Origin of the sequence: Streptomyces sp. SolWspMP-5a-2, from assembly GCF_900091845.1 — a bacterium.
Taxonomy (GTDB): Bacteria; Actinomycetota; Actinomycetes; order Streptomycetales; family Streptomycetaceae; genus Streptomyces; species Streptomyces doudnae.
In genome coordinates, this window is the sequence record NZ_FMCI01000157.1 from 75,197 (window position 1) to 90,850 (window position 15,654).

At 71.1% G+C, this 15,654-nt stretch carries 11 protein-coding genes; 1 reads left to right on the top strand and 10 read right to left on the bottom strand.

Annotated elements, in window-relative coordinates:
• Window positions 1–6 precede the first annotated feature (6 nt).
• The gene (locus GA0115242_RS16460; protein ID WP_093829083.1) at window positions 7–948 is read left to right on the top strand and encodes a M56 family metallopeptidase; all 942 of its coding nucleotides are present in this window, start codon (window positions 7–9) and stop codon (window positions 946–948) included.
• Between the two features lie 80 nt (window positions 949–1,028).
• Here GA0115242_RS16460 and GA0115242_RS16465 read toward each other — a convergent pair whose 3' ends face one another.
• The 10 genes from GA0115242_RS16465 to GA0115242_RS16510 all read right to left on the bottom strand — a co-directional run.
• Complete coding sequence (locus tag GA0115242_RS16465) at window positions 1,029–3,467, bottom strand: endonuclease/exonuclease/phosphatase family protein (RefSeq protein ID WP_093829085.1); 2,439 nt, start codon at window positions 3,465–3,467, stop codon at window positions 1,029–1,031.
• 638 nt (window positions 3,468–4,105) lie between these two features.
• On the bottom strand, window positions 4,106–6,208 hold the full coding sequence (gene recQ / locus GA0115242_RS16470; protein WP_237549091.1) for a DNA helicase RecQ: 2,103 nt from the start codon (window positions 6,206–6,208) through the stop codon (window positions 4,106–4,108).
• 206 nt (window positions 6,209–6,414) lie between these two features.
• Window positions 6,415–8,064, bottom strand: a complete 1,650-nt coding sequence (gene nuoN, locus GA0115242_RS16475) for an NADH-quinone oxidoreductase subunit NuoN (protein ID WP_093829087.1) — start codon at window positions 8,062–8,064, stop codon at window positions 6,415–6,417.
• Complete coding sequence (locus GA0115242_RS16480; RefSeq protein WP_093829089.1) at window positions 8,061–9,671, bottom strand: NADH-quinone oxidoreductase subunit M; 1,611 nt, start codon at window positions 9,669–9,671, stop codon at window positions 8,061–8,063. Before GA0115242_RS16480 ends, nuoN begins: the two co-directional genes overlap by 4 nt.
• 5 nt (window positions 9,672–9,676) lie before the next feature.
• Window positions 9,677–11,572 carry an NADH-quinone oxidoreductase subunit L gene (gene nuoL / locus GA0115242_RS16485; RefSeq protein WP_093829091.1) on the bottom strand — a complete coding sequence of 632 codons (1,896 nt, stop codon included), beginning with the start codon at window positions 11,570–11,572 and terminating at the stop codon, window positions 9,677–9,679.
• 14 nt (window positions 11,573–11,586) lie between these two features.
• Window positions 11,587–11,886, bottom strand: coding sequence for an NADH-quinone oxidoreductase subunit NuoK (nuoK, locus tag GA0115242_RS16490; RefSeq protein WP_093829093.1), 300 nt, complete (start codon window positions 11,884–11,886; stop codon window positions 11,587–11,589).
• Window positions 11,883–12,728: an NADH-quinone oxidoreductase subunit J gene (locus GA0115242_RS16495; RefSeq protein WP_093829095.1), complete on the bottom strand. Its 846-nt coding sequence runs from the start codon at window positions 12,726–12,728 to the stop codon at window positions 11,883–11,885. Before GA0115242_RS16495 ends, nuoK begins: the two co-directional genes overlap by 4 nt.
• A complete protein-coding gene (gene nuoI, locus GA0115242_RS16500) occupies window positions 12,725–13,327 on the bottom strand; it encodes an NADH-quinone oxidoreductase subunit NuoI (RefSeq protein WP_093829097.1) in 603 nt (200 codons plus the stop codon). The genes GA0115242_RS16495 and nuoI overlap by 4 nt, the downstream gene beginning before the upstream one ends.
• The gene (gene nuoH, locus GA0115242_RS16505; protein ID WP_093829099.1) at window positions 13,320–14,684 is read right to left on the bottom strand and encodes an NADH-quinone oxidoreductase subunit NuoH; all 1,365 of its coding nucleotides are present in this window, start codon (window positions 14,682–14,684) and stop codon (window positions 13,320–13,322) included. Before nuoH ends, nuoI begins: the two co-directional genes overlap by 8 nt.
• Window positions 14,681–15,654 (bottom strand): molybdopterin-dependent oxidoreductase (locus GA0115242_RS16510; protein ID WP_161353165.1); only part of this gene is annotated, 974 nt, incomplete at its 5' end. The genes GA0115242_RS16510 and nuoH, both read right to left, overlap by 4 nt.

Below are 15,654 nucleotides of genomic sequence, written 5' to 3' on the forward strand. Positions count from 1 at the left end.
CGTGGCATGACCGTCTGCCTGCTGCTGCTGAGCGCCGTCGCGCTGACGGCGGCCGTGCCGGTGCCGCGCGCCCTGGTGCGCTCCGGGTGGCCCGACCGGGAGCCGGTGGTCGCGCTGTGGGTGTGGCAGTGCCTGGTGGCCACCGTCCTGCTGTGCTGTCTGACGGCGCTGGTGCTGGGCACGGCGGCCGTCTTCCACACCGTCCGCGACCATGTCTTCGCCCCCGCTCCCCCGGCCGTGACCGCCGCCTACGAGCTGTCGGCCGCGCCCGCCTGGGCCGTCGCCCTCACCCTGTCGCTGGCCTGCGGCGCGGCCTGGACGGCGGCGGTGCTCGCCCGCGAACTGGTCGAGGCGCGGCGGTGGCGCGGCCGGGCCCGCGCCCATCTGCGCGAGCGGGCACCGGAGTTGCCCGCCGGGCTCGACGCCACGGCCCGCGGCCCGCTGCTGGTCCTGGAGGACGAGTACCCGGACGCCTGGTGGCTGCCGGGGCACCCGCCGCAGCTCGTGGTGACGACGGGCGCGCTGCACCGGCTCACCGACCACCAGCTCGACGCCGTCCTCGCCCATGAGCGGGACCACGCGCGGGCGCACCACGACTGGCTGCTGCATCTGTCGGCCGCGCTCGCCGACGGCTTCCCGCGGGTGCCGGTGTTCGCCCACTTCGGCGCCCAGACCCACCGGCTGGTGGAGCTGGCCGCCGACGACACGGCGTCGCGCCGGTGCGGCCACCGGACCACCGCGCTGGCCCTGATCGAGCTGAACATGCACCGCGGGGTGCTCTCCTGCGCCTCCAGCCACCGGCTGCTCGGCGAGCGGGTCGAGCGGCTGCTGCAACCGCCGCCGCGGCTGGGCCGCCGGCACCGCGCCCTGACGACGACGGCGGCGGCGCTCGTCCCGCTGCTGCCGCTGCTGATCGTTTTCGGGCCGGGGCTCTCGGCACTGGCGTGAGCCCCCGGCGCCCCGGCGGCCGCGGACACACGCGAGGGCGTGCGCGCACCCCGGGGTGCGCGCACGCCCTCGCGCCGTGCCTACTTGATGCGGACGACCTGCGGGTCGTGGTCGCTCGCCTGGTCGGCGAACTCCGCGTTGATGTGCACGATCTCGTAGCCGGGCTTCTTGACCGCCGGGCTGACGAGGATGTGGTCCAGCGTCTGCGAGTTGCCGTCGTAGACGTAGCTGTAGCGCTGGTTCACCGGCAGCGTGTTGATCAGGTCGGTGAGGACACCGCCCTTGGTCAGCTTGGCCAGCGGCTTGGAGAACTGGTAGTCGTTCAGGTCACCGAGGACGACGACCTTGGCCTTCTTGTCCTTGGAGACCAGGTCGGAGACGAAGTCGTTGACCTCCTTGGCCTGCGCCAGGCGCTGGGTCTCCGAGTTGAGGGCCGGCGGCTGGTAGACGCCGTGGCCGGGCTGGTCGCCGCCCTTGGAGTTGAAGTGGTTGCCGACGACGAAGATCCGCTGGCCGCGGAAGTCGAACTCGCCGACCAGCGGCTTGCGGCTGCTCTTCCACGCGTCGGAGGTCGGGTTGATCCGGCCGGGCGAGGCGGACAGCGACACGTACTGGTTCTTGGCGCCCGACGTGACGACCTTGACCGCCGTGGTGGCGTCGCCGCCCGGCCGGTCGATGAAGCTCACGCGCCGGGGGTTGAAGAGGAAGACGTTGCGGATGTTGCCGCCGGGCTCACCGCCGTCGGCCTTGTCCTGCGGGTCGATGGAGCGGTACTCGTACGACGGGCCGCCCTTCGCCTTGATCGCGGCGATGAACTTGGCGAGGGTCTGGTCGGCCGCGACCGTGCCGTCGTCCTTGCTGCCGTTGTTGTCCTGGATCTCCTCCAGGCTCACCACGTCGGGGGAGGCGAGGTTGGTGACGATGCCGTCGGCGAGGCGGTCGAACTTCGCCTGCGCGTTGGTCGGCGCGAGGTTCTCGACGTTGTACGTGGCGACCGACAGCTCGTCGTCGGCGCCCTTCTTCGCCACCTGCGGGGTGAGTCCGCCGGACTTCACCTTGCCCAGGGTGGTCGTCTGGAGCGTGTAGCCGCCGTAGTTGGAGTAGTCCAGGACGCCGGTGCTGGTGCCGGTGAGGGTGTCGCCCACGTTGGCCGTGATGACGTCGCCGGTCAGCGAGACGAGCTTCATCCGGCCCGAGTTGGGGTCGTCGTAGCCGGTGTAGACGGTGCCGCCGCGCGGGGTCGGGTTCTGCTTGGGCTTGGTGGTGACCCAGGTCTCGCCGTAGGAGTTGGACGCGCCCACCACCCGGCTCTCGCCGATCTGGAGCAGCATGCCCTCGCGCGAGGCGAACCAGTCGAGGGTGAACTTGTCCGGCTTGAGGGCCAGCGGCTCGATGTTGAGCCCCTTCACCTTCGGCGCGTAGGTCTCGGGCAGCGTGCCCGCGTTGACGACCTCGGCCGCCGGGAGCGCGTTGCCGGAGGAGAGCACCGCGGTCGTCGGACCGGACAGCTCGGTGATCGACTGGGCGCCCGAGCTCTGACCGCCCGGGTAGTACTGCACGACCTTGGCCGAGACCACGACCGAGTCGCCGACCTTGACCTGCGGGGTCGTCGAACCGGTGAAGACGAACACGGCCTCGCTGGTGGCCGCGTTCTTGTCCGGCTTGGTGTCCTGGATCCAGAAACCGCGCGAGGTGCCCGTGGAGCGGACGGCGGTGACGACACCGGGGACGTTGGTGACGCTCTGGCCGACGTACGGCGAGAGACGGCTGCTGCCCTGGATGTCGTGGATGCGCAGCGGGCCGGGGGTGGTGTCGGTGGGCGTCGGCGTCGGGGACGGCTCGCCGGGGGTGCCGCCGCCCGCTCCGGCGCTGTTGCGCGGGGTGGGCGTGGCGCCGCTCAGGTCGACGGAGTTGTTGTCGGTGTCCTTGAGCGCGGCGTCCCGGGTGACCGAGTGGGTGTTGTCGGCGCCGGTGGCGGGCGAGGTCTCCCGGACGGCGGCGGTGCCGAAGCCCACCAGGTCCTTGATCTTCTCGTCGGCCGCGCAGTCGTCGGCGGTCAGGCAGGTCAGCGCGGTGGTCGAGTGGACCAGCGCGACGGTGCCGCTGCTCGCCGAGAGTGCGAGGGTGCCGGTGGCGTCCGGGGTGGGCAGCGGGGTGTCGCCGCCCGAGCCCTTGGCCTCCTCGATGAGGTAGCTGCCACCGGCCGGGACCGAGCCGCTCAGCGGCGTGACCGACCACTTGGTGGTGGCGGTCGGCGACCCGCTCAGGTACTGGACGGACCAGCCCGACAGGTCGAAGGCGCCGGTGCCCGCGTTGCCCAGCTCGATGAAGTCGTTGGTGTAGGTGGCCCCGGAGTTGCCTCCGCCACCGTAGACCTCGGCGATCACCGCGTCCGCGGACGGCGTCGCCTGCGCGGTGAAGGGGAGCGCGATGAGGGATCCGGCGAGACCGATGGGGAGGGTGACGGCGACGATCCGCGCGCGTCTGCCGCGCAGGGACGGGGGTATGGAAGGGGACACGGTTGCTCTCTCCGTTGCGTGTGATGCCGCTTGTGCCGCTTGCCCGGCCGGTGGCCCTCCCGCTCGTTCGGGCACGCTGGGTTCGGGACAGACGGTGCGGGAAGCCTCAAAGTCGGCTCAAGATACGCGCGTAGATATGGCCGCAACAAGAGGGCGGGCACCGCAAAGGGGCTATGTTTCCCGGCTGTTCGCCGGATTTAACCTGGTTGTCGGCCACACGGCAGGAAGGCACCCGTCCGAACCCCGCGGTGAACGAACATGAATGCAGGGGGGCGAGACGGTGCGCGACGTTGACGGGGACGGCGGGACGGGGCACTTGGCCGCGCACCCGCGCCGGCGCCCGCGCCGATGGACACGGGGACTCGACTCCCGTCCGTCCGCCGACGCGGGTGGGCACAGGGGGGCGTCGACTCGCGTCCGCCCGCCCTCACCGGTGGACACGGGGGGCAACTTCCGTCCGCCCTCACCGGTGGACACGGGGGCTCAACTCCCGTCCGTCCAGCAGCGCGGGTGGGCACAGGGGTTCAACTCCCGTGCGCCAGCGCCGGTGGGCACAGGGGACTCAACTCCCGTCCCCCCAGCGGGCCAAGGCGCTCCCCCGCCCCGTCCCGTCCCGCCCCGCCCGCCTCGTCCTCCGTTCACGCGCCGCGCCGTGCGCCCCCGTTCCCGGTCGTCCTATCCCCCAGTCCTCCGCCTGCGGCTCCTCGTCGAGGCCTGCCCAGAAGTCGTCCGGGTCGGGGCCTGGCGTGGCAGCTGGCGCGGGCTTCTTGGGCGCCGTCTGCCGCGACCGCGCGCCGGTGCCCGCACCCGGCCGCGCCCGCCCCGTCGTCCCCGGTGCCTCGGACGCCCCCGGCGGCTCGGTCGGCGCCGCCGCCTCGGTCGTCTCCGGGGGGCTCCAGGCCCGCCAGGACGGCGACCACGCCCTCCCCGTACGTCGCGAGCTTCTTCTCGCCGATGCCGCTGATGCCGCCGAGCTGGGCCACCGACGTCGGCCAGACCGTGGCGATCTCGCGCAGGGTCGCGTCGTGGAAGATGACGTAGGCCGGGACGCCCTGTTCACGGGCCTGTTCGGCCCGCCAGGCGCGCAGTGCCTCGAAGGCGGGCTGGAGCGCCTCGGGCAGCTCCACCGCGGCCGCCTTCGCCTTGCGTTCGCCCCGGGAGGACGAGCCCGCCCTGGCGGTCGCGGGCTTCTTCGGCTCCTTGCGCAGCGGAACGTCCCGCTCGCGGCGCAGCACCGTGCCGCTGGCCTCGGTCAGCACCAGCGTGCCGTAGTCGCCCTCCACCGCGAGCAGCCCCTGCGCCAGCAACTGCCGGACCACGCCGCGCCACTCGCCCTCGGAGAGGTCCTCGCCGATGCCGAAGACGGAGAGCTGGTCGTGGTCGAACTGGATCACCTTCGCGGTGCGCCGCCCCAGCAGGATGTCGACGATCTGGACCGCGCCGAACTTCTGTCCCCGCTCCCGCTGCAACCGCACCACCGTCGACAGCGCCTTCTGCGCGGCGACCGTGCCGTCCCAGGTCTCGGGCGGGGTGAGGCAGGTGTCGCAGTTGCCGCAGCCCGCGCGGTCGGCGTCCTGGCCGAAGTAGGCGAGGAGCTGGCCGCGCCGGCACTCGGCGGTCTCGCACAGCGCGAGCATCGCCTCCAGGTGGGAGGCGGCGCGGCGGCGGAACGCCTCGTCGCCCTCGCTCGACTGGATCATCTTGCGCTGCTGTATGACGTCGTTGAGGCCGTACGCCATCCAGGCCGTGGACGGCAGCCCGTCCCGCCCGGCGCGGCCGGTCTCCTGGTAGTAGCCCTCGACGGACTTGGGCAGGTCCAGGTGGGCGACGAAGCGGACGTCCGGCTTGTCGATGCCCATGCCGAAGGCGATGGTCGCGACGACGACCAGGCCCTCCTCGCGCAGGAACCGGGACTGGTTCGCCGCGCGCACCCGCGCGTCGAGGCCCGCGTGGTAGGGCACCGCCTCGACGCCGTTGCGGGAGAGGAACTCGGCGGTCTTCTCGACCGAGTTGCGGGAGAGGCAGTAGACGATGCCCGCGTCGCCCGCGTGCTCCTCCTTGAGGAAGGCGAGGAGCTGCTTCTTCGGGTCGGCCTTGGGCACGATCCGGTACTGGATGTTGGGCCGGTCGAAGCTCGCGACGAAGTGCCGCGCCCGCGGCATGCCGAGGCGCTGGGTGATCTCCTCGTGGGTGGCGCGGGTGGCGGTGGCGGTGAGGGCGATGCGGGGCACGTCGGGCCAGCGCTCGCCGAGCACGGACAGGGAGAGGTAGTCCGGGCGGAAGTCGTGGCCCCACTGGGAGACGCAGTGCGCCTCGTCGATCGCGAAGACGGAGATCCTGCCCCGGGACAGCAGGTCGAGCGTGGAGTCCAGGCGCAGCCGCTCCGGCGCCAGGTAGAGCAGGTCGAGCTCCCCGGCGAGGAACTCGGCCTCGACGGTCCTGCGCTCGTCGAAGTCCTGCGTGGAGTTGACGAACCCGGCGCGCACGCCGAGCGCCCGCAGCGCGTCCACCTGGTCCTGCATGAGCGCGATGAGCGGCGAGACCACGATCCCCGTACCGGGCCTGACCAGCGCCGGGATCTGGTAGCACAGCGACTTGCCGCCGCCGGTCGGCATGAGCACGACCGCGTCCCCGCCGGCCACGACGTGCTCGATGATCTCTTCCTGCTCGCCGCGGAAGGCCTCGTACCCGAAGACCCGGTGCAGCGTGGAGAGCGCCCCGCCCTCCGTCACCCCTGGCATCTCGCTGATCCCGCCCGTCACACCCATCGCGCTGGTCGCACCCCTCGTTCCGGCCCCGTACGTCGTCCCTCGACCACTGCCTCCACGATAGGGGCCCGCACCGACACTCCCCCGGGTTATCCACAGGCCGGACCCGGACGACGTGCGCGGGCCCCGGCTCCCACCAGGGGAACCGGGGCCCGTGTCGCGCGGGTGGAGCCGCCGGGTCAGCGCACGAAGATCCCCGCCTGGTTGGCCAGGTTCAGGAAGTACTGCGGCGCGACACCGAGGACCAGCGTCACCGCCACGCCGACCCCGATCGCCGTGGACGTCAGCAGCGAGGGCACGGCGACCGTCGGGCCGTCCTGCCTCGGCTCGCTGAAGAACATCAGCACGATCACCCGGATGTAGAAGAAGGCGGCGATCGCGGAGGAGATCACACCGACCACGACCAGCGGGGCCGCCCCGCCCTCGGCCGCCGCCTTGAACACCGCGAACTTCCCGGCGAAGCCGGAGGTCAGCGGGATACCGGCGAAGGCGAGCAGGAACACCGCGAAGACCGCCGCCACCAGGGGCGACCTGCGGCCGAGCCCCGCCCACTTGGACAGGTGGGTGGCCTCGCCGCCCGCGTCGCGCACCAGCGTGACCACGGCGAAGGCGCCGATCGTCACGAAGGAGTACGCGGCCAGGTAGAAGAGGACCGAGGAGACGCCGTCCGGGGTGGTCGCGATGACGCCCGCGAGGATGAAGCCCGCGTGCGCGATCGAGGAGTACGCCAGCAGCCGCTTGACGTCGGTCTGGGTGATCGCGACGATCGCGCCGCCCAGCATCGTGATGATCGCGACGGCCCACATGACCGGCCGCCAGTCCCAGCGCAGCCCCGGCAGCACGACGTACAGCAGACGCAGCAGCGCGCCGAACGCGGCCACCTTCGTCGCCGCCGCCATGAAGCCGGTCAGCGGGGTCGGGGCGCCCTGGTAGACGTCGGGCGTCCACATGTGGAACGGCACCGCGCCGACCTTGAACAGCAGCCCCATGACGATCATCGCGGCGCCGATCAGGAGCAGCGCGTCGTTGCCCATGGTGTCGACCAGCGCCGGGTTGACGGTGGTGACGGTGCCGTCGACGACCCGCGCGATCGTCGCGTACGAGACGGAGCCCGCGTACCCGTAGAGCAGGGCGATGCCGAACAGGGTGAACGCCGAGGCGAACGCGCCGAGCAGGAAGTACTTGACGGCCGCCTCCTGGGACAGGAGCCGCTTGCGGCGGGCCAGGGCGCACATCAGGTACAGCGGCAGCGAGAAGACCTCCAGCGCGATGAACAGCGTCAGCAGGTCGTTCGCCGCGGGGAAGACCAGCATGCCGGCGACCGCGAAGAGCAGCAGCGGGAACACCTCGGTGGTGGTGAACCCGGCGCGGACGGCGGCCTTCTCGCTGTCGCTGCCGGGCACGGCGGCGGCCTGGGCGACGAAGGAGTCGGTGCGGTGGCCGTGCGGGTCGGGGTCGAGGCGCCGTTCGGCGAAGGTGAACAGGGCGACGAGCCCGGCCAGCAGGATGGTGCCCTGGAGGAACAGGGCGGGTCCGTCGACCGCGAGGGCGCCCATGGCGGCGATGTGCGCCTTGGTGGTGCCGTAGCCGTCGGCCGCCAGGGCGACGATCGCGGCGAACGCGGCGCACAGCGCGACCGCGGAGAGGAGCAGTTGGGCGTGGTAGCGGACCCTGCGCGGGGCGAACGCCTCGACCAGGATGCCGACCAGGGCCGCGCCCAGGACGATCAGGATGGGCGAGAGCTGCCCGTATTCGATCTTCGGCGCCTCGATCTTGGAGATCGGGTCGGCCGCGGTTGTCCACAGGCTGTGGACGGCTGATGCGCTCACTTGGCCGCCTCCACCTCGGGCTGGGGGTCCTTCTTGTGTACGTCGGACAGGGTCGACCGCACCGCCGGGTTGACGATGTCCGTCACGGGCTTCGGGTAGACGCCCAGGAAGATCAGCAGCACCACCAGCGGTGCCACGACCGCCAGCTCGCGCGGCCGCAGGTCGGGCATGGCCGAGACCTCCGGCTTCACCGGGCCCGTCATCGTCCGCTGGTAGAGGACGAGGGTGTAGAGCGCGGCGAGCACGATGCCGAAGGTGGCGACGATGCCGATCACCGGGTACCGCTCGAAGGTGCCGACCAGGACCAGGAACTCGCTCACGAACGGCGCGAGGCCGGGCAGCGAGAGGGTCGCGAGGCCGCCGATCAGGAAGGTCCCGGCCAGCAGCGGGGCGACCTTCTGCACCCCGCCGTAGTCCGCGATGAGCCGCGAGCCGCGCCGGGAGATCAGGAAGCCCGCGACCAGCATCAGCGCGGCCGTCGAGATGCCGTGGTTGACCATGTAGAGGGTCGCGCCCGACTGGCCCTGGCTGGTCATCGCGAAGATGCCCATGATGATGAAGCCGAAGTGCGAGATCGACGCGTACGCCACCAGCCGCTTGATGTCCCGCTGGCCCACCGCGAGCAGCGCCCCGTAGACGATGCTGATCAGCGACAGGACGAGGATCACGGGCGTCGCCCACTTCGACGCCTCCGGGAAGAGCTGGAGGCAGAAGCGGAGCATCGCGAAGGTGCCGACCTTGTCGACGACCGCGGTGATGAGGACGGCGACCGGGGTGGTGGCCTCCCCCATCGCGTTGGGCAGCCAGGTGTGCAGCGGCCACAGCGGCGCCTTCACCGCGAAGGCGAAGAAGAAGCCGAGGAAGAGCCAGCGCTCCGTGCTGGTCGCCATGTGCAGCGAACCGTCCGCGCGGGCCTGCGCGATCTCCTGGAGGGAGAAGTTGCCCGCGACCACGTAGAGGCCGATCACCGCGGCCAGCATGATCAGGCCGCCGACCAGGTTGTAGAGCAGGAACTTGACCGCCGCGTACGAGCGCTGGGTCGAGGCGACCTGCTCGCCGTGCGCGTGCGCCCGGTCGCCGAAGCCGCCGATGAGGAAGTACATCGGGATCAGCATGGCTTCGAAGAAGATGTAGAAGAGGAAGACGTCGGTGGCCTCGAAGGAGATGATCACCATCGCCTCGACGGCCAGGATCAGCGCGAAGAAGCCCTGGGTCGGCCGCCAGTGGTAGGGGCCGGTCTCCTTGGCGCCCTCCTTCTGCGCGGGGAGCCCGGAGCCCGGGGCGGGGTCGGCGTCGTGCCAGCCCGCCAGGACGATGAACGGGATCAGCAGGGCGGTCAGCGCGATCAGGGCCACCGCGATGCCGTCCACACCCAGCTCGTACCTGACCCCGAACTCCTTGATCCAGGAGTGGGACTCGGTGAGCTGGTAGCGGTCGCCGCCCGGTTCGAAGCGGACGAGGACGACGACCGCCAGCGCGAGCGTGCCCAGCGACACGAGCAGGGCCAGCCACTTGGCGGCGGTGCGTCGCGCGGCCGGGACGGCGGCGGTGGCGACCGCGCCGAGGGCCGGGAGCACCGCCGTCGCTGTCAGCAGGGGAAAGGACATCGGTATCAGACCGCCCTCATCAGCAGGGTCGCGGCGACGAGGAGTGCCGCACCGCCGAACATGGAGACCGCGTAGGAGCGCGCGAAGCCGTTCTGGAGCCTGCGCAGCCGCCCGGAGAGGCCGCCGACCGAAGCCGCCGTGCCGTTGACGAGGCCGTCGACCAGGGTGTGGTCGACGTAGACCAGGGAGCGCGTGAGGTGCTCGCCGCCGCGCACCAGGACCACGTGGTTGAAGTCGTCCTGGAGCAGGTCGCGGCGGGCGGCCCGGGTGAGCAGCGAACCGCGCGGGGCGACGGCCGGGACCGGGCGGCGCCCGTACTGGGCCCAGGCGACGGCGACCCCGATCACCAGGACCACCATGGTGGCCAGGGTGACGGTGAGGGCGCTGACCGGCGGGTGCCCGTGCGCGTGCCCGGTGACCGGTTCGAGCCAGTTCAGGAAGCGGTCGCCGACGCTGAAGACCGCGCCCGCGAAGACCGACCCGAAGGCGAGGACGATCATCGGGACCGTCATCGACGCGGGCGACTCGTGCGGGTGCGGCTCGTGGCCGTGCTCGTCGGGCTGCCAGCGCTTCTCGCCGAAGAACGTCATCAGCATCACGCGCGTCATGTAGTACGCGGTGATCGCGGCGCCCAGCAGGGCGCAGCCGCCGAGGATCCAGCCCTCGGTGCCGCCCTTGGCGAAGGCCGCCTCGATGATCTTGTCCTTGGAGAAGAAGCCGGACAGACCCGGGAAGCCGATGATGGCGAGGTAGCCGAGGCCGAAGGTGACGAAGGTGACCGGCATGTACTTCCGCAGCCCGCCGTAGCGGCGCATGTCGACCTCGTCGTTCATGCCGTGCATGACGGAGCCCGCGCCGAGGAACAGCCCGGCCTTGAAGAAGCCGTGCGTCACCAGGTGCATGATCGCGTAGACGTAGCCGATCGGGCCGAGGCCCGCGGCCAGCACCATGTAGCCGATCTGCGACATCGTCGAACCGGCCAGCGCCTTCTTGATGTCGTCCTTCGCGCAACCGACGATCGCACCGAACAGCAGCGTGACGGCGCCGACGACGGTGACGACGAGCTGGGCGTCCGGGGCGCCGTTGAAGATCGCCGCCGAGCGGACGATGAGGTAGACGCCCGCGGTGACCATCGTCGCGGCGTGGATGAGGGCCGAGACGGGGGTCGGGCCCTCCATCGCGTCCCCGAGCCAGGACTGAAGCGGCACCTGCGCGGACTTGCCGCAGGCCGCCAGGAGCAGCATCAGCGCGATCGCGGTGAGCTTGCCCTCGCTCGCGTCCCCCGCGTGGGAGAGCACCGGGCCGAAGGCGAACGTCCCGAACGTCGTGAACATGAGCATGATGGCGATCGACAGGCCCATGTCGCCGACGCGGTTGACCAGGAAGGCCTTCTTCGCGGCGGTCGCGGCGCTCGGCTTGTGCTGCCAGAAGCCGATCAGCAGGTAGGAGGCGAGACCGACGCCCTCCCAACCGACGTACAGCAGAAGGTAGTTGTCGGCGAGGACCAGGATCAGCATCGCCGCGAGGAACAGGTTCAGATAGCCGAAGAAGCGGCGGCGGCGCTCGTCGTGCTCCATGTACCCGATCGAGTACAGGTGGATGAGCGAGCCGACGCCGGTGATCAGCAGCACGAACGTCATCGACAACTGGTCGAGGCGGAAGGCGACGTCCGCCTGGAACCCCTCGACCGGTACCCAGGTGAACAGGTGCTGCAACAGGGTGCGGTCGTCGGCGCCCTTGCCGAGCAGGTCGGCGAAGAGGACGGCGCCGATCACGAAGGAAGCGGCCGCGAGCAGCGTGCCGATCCAGTGGCCGACGGCGTCCAGGCGGCGGCCGCCGCACAGCAGGACGACAGCTCCGAGCAGGGGCGCCGCCACCAGCAGCGCAATCAGGTTCTCCACGATTCAGCGACCCCTCAGAGCTTCATCAGGCTGGCGTCGTCGACCGAGGCCGAGTGGCGGGAGCGGAACAGCGACACGATGATCGCGAGCCCGACGACGACCTCCGCGGCGGCGACGACCATCGTGAAGAACGCGATGATCTGGCCGTCCAGGTTTCCGTGCATCCGGGAGAAGGTGACGAACGCGAGGTTGCAGGCGTTCAGCATCAGCTCGACGCACATGAACACGACGATGGCGTTGCGCCGGATCAGCACGCCGGTGGCGCCGATCGTGAACAGCAGGGCCGCCAGGTACAGGTAGTTGACCGGGTTCACTTCGACGCCTCCTCGGTCCGCCTGGTGAGGTCGGCCGGCTCGCCCGGGGTGCGCTCAAGGCGCTCCTCGGACCGCTGCTCCAGGGCGCGCAGATCGTTCAGCGCCTCGTTCGACACGTCACGGATCTGGCCGCGCTCGCGCAGCGTCCGGCTGACGGTCAGCTCGGACGGGGTCCCGTCGGGCAGCAGACCGGCGATGTCGACGGCGTTGTGCCGGGCGTAGACGCCGGGCGCGGGCAGCGGCGGGAGCTGCCTGCCGTCCCTGACCCGCTCGGCGGCCAGCTCGCGCTGGGTCTTGGCGCGCTCGGTGCGCTCCCGGTGGGTGAGGACCATGGCGCCGACGGCGGCCGTGATCAGCAGGGCGCCGGTGATCTCGAACGCGAAGACGTACTTGGTGAAGATGAGGGCGGCGAGGCCCTCCACGTTGCCGTTGGCGTTGGCCTGGGCGAGACCGCCGAACTCGGTGAGGGAGGCGTTGCCGATCCCGGCGAGCAGCAGGACGCCGAAGCCGACGCCGCACAGCAGCGCCAGCCAGCGCTGGCCCTTGATGGTCTCCTTCAGGGAGTCCGCCGCGGTGACACCGACGAGCATCACCACGAAGAGGAACAGCATCATGATGGCGCCGGTGTAGACGACGACCTGCACGATGCCCAGGAAGTAGGCGCCGTTGGCCAGGTAGAAGATCGCCAGGACGATCATCGTCCCGGCGAGGCAGAGCGCGCTGTGCACGGCCCTGCGCATGAAGACGGTGCACAGGGCGCCGAGCACGGCGACCGTGCCGAGCATCCAGAACTGGACGGCCTCACCGGTGGAGGTGGTGTAGGCGGCGAGCTGCGGGCTCACGCGTCCACCTCCTGGTCGTCCGGCTTCTCGCCCTTGGAGACGGCCACCTGACGCTCGGTGCCGGGCGCGGCCTCGGTCACCAGGCCCCGGTAGTAGTCCTGTTCGTCGGTGCCCGGGTAGATCGCGTGCGGGGTGTCGACCATGGTGTCCTCAAGGCCCGCGAGGAGCTGCTCCTTGGTGTAGATGAGGTTGGCGCGGCTGCTGTCGGCCAGCTCGAACTCGTTGGTCATCGTGAGCGCGCGGGTGGGGCACGCCTCGATGCACAGGCCGCACAGGATGCAGCGGGCGTAGTTGATCTGGTAGACGCGGCCGTACCGCTCGCCCGGGGAGTAGCGCTCCTCGTCCGTGTTGTCGGCGCCCTCCACGTAGATGGCGTCGGCGGGACAGGCCCAGGCGCACAGCTCGCAGCCGACGCACTTCTCCAGCCCGTCGGGATGGCGGTTGAGCTGGTGCCGTCCGTGGAACCTCGGAGCGGTGGTCTTCTGCTGCTCCGGGTACTGCTCGGTCAGCCGCTTCTTGAACATGGCCTTGAAGGTCACGCCGAAGCCGGCGACGGGGTTCATGAAACCGGGTTCGGTCTCCTTGGGCTCCTCAGCCATCGGACGCCTCCTTTCCCTCAGCGCTTCCGTCACTGGCAGTATCCGGCCCGCCACTGACAATCAACTCCCGCTCCCGGCGCGGGGAGCGCCTGGGCACCGGCGGGAGGGACTGTCCGGGCAGCGGCGGCACGGGGAACCCGCCGGCCATCGGGTCGAACCCGGCGGGTGTCTCGTCGGCCCGCTCGGCGCTCTGCGCCTTCTCGCGGAACAGGTCGGCGACGAAGGACAGCAGGAGCAGGGCCAGGACCGCGCCCCCGATGTACAGGGCGATGTCGGCGAAGTCGTAGTTCTCGTTCCGCAGCGCCCGCACGGTGGCGACCAGCATCAGCCAGACCACCGAGACCGGGATGAGGACCTTCCAGCCGAGCTTCATCAGCTGGTCGTAGCGGACCCGGGGAAGGGTGCCGCGCAGCCAGATGAAGAAGAACAGCAGCAGCTGCACCTTGACGACGAACCAGAGCAGCGGCCACCAGCCGTGGTTGGCGCCCTCCCAGAAGCCGCTGATCGGCCAGGGGGCCCGCCAGCCGCCGAGGAAGAGGGTGGTCGCGACGGCCGAAACCGTCACCATGTTGACGTACTCGGCGAGCATGAACATCGCGAACTTGATGGACGAGTACTCGGTGTTGAAGCCGCCGACCAGGTCGCCCTCGGACTCCGGCATGTCGAAGGGGGCGCGGTTGGTCTCGCCGACCATGGTGACGATGTAGAGGATGAAGGAGACCGGCAGCAGGAAGATGTACCAGCGGTCGTGCTGCTGCTCGACGATGGTCGAGGTGGACATCGAGCCGGAGTAGAGGAAGACCGAGGCGAACGCGGCGCCCATGGCGATCTCGTAGGAGATCATCTGCGCGCAGGAGCGCAGTCCGCCCAGGAGCGGGTACGTCGATCCGGAGCTCCATCCGGCCAGCACGATGCCGTAGATGCCGACCGAGGCGACCGCGAGGATGAACAGCATCGCGATCGGCAGGTCGGTCAGCTGCATCGGGGTGCGGTGGCCGAAGACCGAGATCTCGTTGCCCGCGGGTCCGAAGGGGATCACCGCGATCGCCATGAAGGCGGGGATCGCCGCGACGACGGGCGCCAGGACGTAGATCACCTTGTCGGCGCGCTTGACGACGACGTCTTCCTTGAGCATCAGTTTGATGCCGTCGGCGAGCGACTGGAGCATGCCCCAGGGGCCGTGCCGGTTGGGGCCGATGCGCAGCTGCATCCAGGCGACGACCTTGCGCTCCCAGACGATGGAGAACAGCACGGTCACCATCAGGAACGCGAAGCAGAAGACGGCCTTGACGACGACCAGCCACCAGGGGTCGCGGCCGAACATCGAGAGGTCTTCAGCGGCGAGGAACGGGCTCATGCCTCCACCTCCTCGGGGGCCTCGCCGACGGACGTCGCCGGGCCGATGCGGACGAGGGCGCCGGGCAGCGCCCCCGTGTCGGAGGCGACACCGGCGCCCACGGAGTTCAGCGGGAGCCAGACCACCCGGTCGGGCATCTCGGTGATCTGGAGCGGGAGTTCGACGGAGCCCGCCGGTCCGCTCACGGCGAGCAGGTCGCCGTCGGCGACACCGGACTCGGCGGCCGTGGCGGCCGACACACGCGCGCGTGCGGGATGCCGGGTACCGGCCAGCGCCTCGTCGCCGCGCTGCAGCAGACCGCGGTCCAGGAGCAGCCGGTGCCCGGCGAGGACGGCCTCACCGGCGGCGGGCCTGGGCAGCGGGACGGCCGTCTCGCGCGGTGCGGCGGAGCGGGTCCCGTCCCAGCCGCCGAGCCGGTCGAGTTCGGCCCGCACGGTGCGCAGGTCGGGCAGTCCGAGGTGGACGTCCATGGCGTCGGCCAGCATCTGCAGCACCCGCGCGTCGGTCGGCGCGAGGGTGCGGGTCATCTGGTCGGGCTTGAGCGCGGCCTCGAAGAAGCGGACCCGGCCCTCCCAGTTGAGGAAGGTGCCGGCCTTCTCGGCGACCGCGGCCACCGGCAGGACGACGGAGGCGCGCTCGGTGACCTCGCTGGGCCGCAGTTCGAGCGAGACGACGAAACCGGCCTCCCGGAGCGCCTCACGCGCGCGTGCCGGGTCGGGCAGGTCGGCGACCTCCACCCCGGCGACCACCAGCGCCTGGAGTTCACCGCGCGCGGCGGCCTCCACGATCTGGTCGGTGTCGCGGCCGTAGCGGTGCGGGAGTTCGGCGACGCCCCAGACCGCGGCGACCTCCTCCCGCGCGCGCGGGTCGGTGGCCGGGCGTCCGCCGGGCAGCAGCGAGGGCAGCGCACCCGCCTCGACGGCACCGCGCTCCCCGGCCCGCCTCGGGATCCACACCAGCGCGGCCCCGG

Bases quoted from the DNA above. Each gene is read 5' to 3' on its own strand.
- nuoI (WP_093829097.1), bottom strand. From the start codon at position 13,327: ATGGCTGAGGAGCCCAAGGAGACCGAACCCGGTTTCATGAACCCCGTC.
- GA0115242_RS16480 (WP_093829089.1), bottom strand. From the start codon at position 9,671: ATGTCCTTTCCCCTGCTGACAGCGACGGCGGTGCTCCCGGCCCTCGGC.
- nuoH (WP_093829099.1), bottom strand. From the start codon at position 14,684: ATGAGCCCGTTCCTCGCCGCTGAAGACCTCTCGATGTTCGGCCGCGAC.
- recQ (WP_237549091.1), bottom strand. From the start codon at position 6,208: ATGCCAGGGGTGACGGAGGGCGGGGCGCTCTCCACGCTGCACCGGGTC.
- GA0115242_RS16460 (WP_093829083.1), top strand. From the start codon at position 7: ATGACCGTCTGCCTGCTGCTGCTGAGCGCCGTCGCGCTGACGGCGGCC.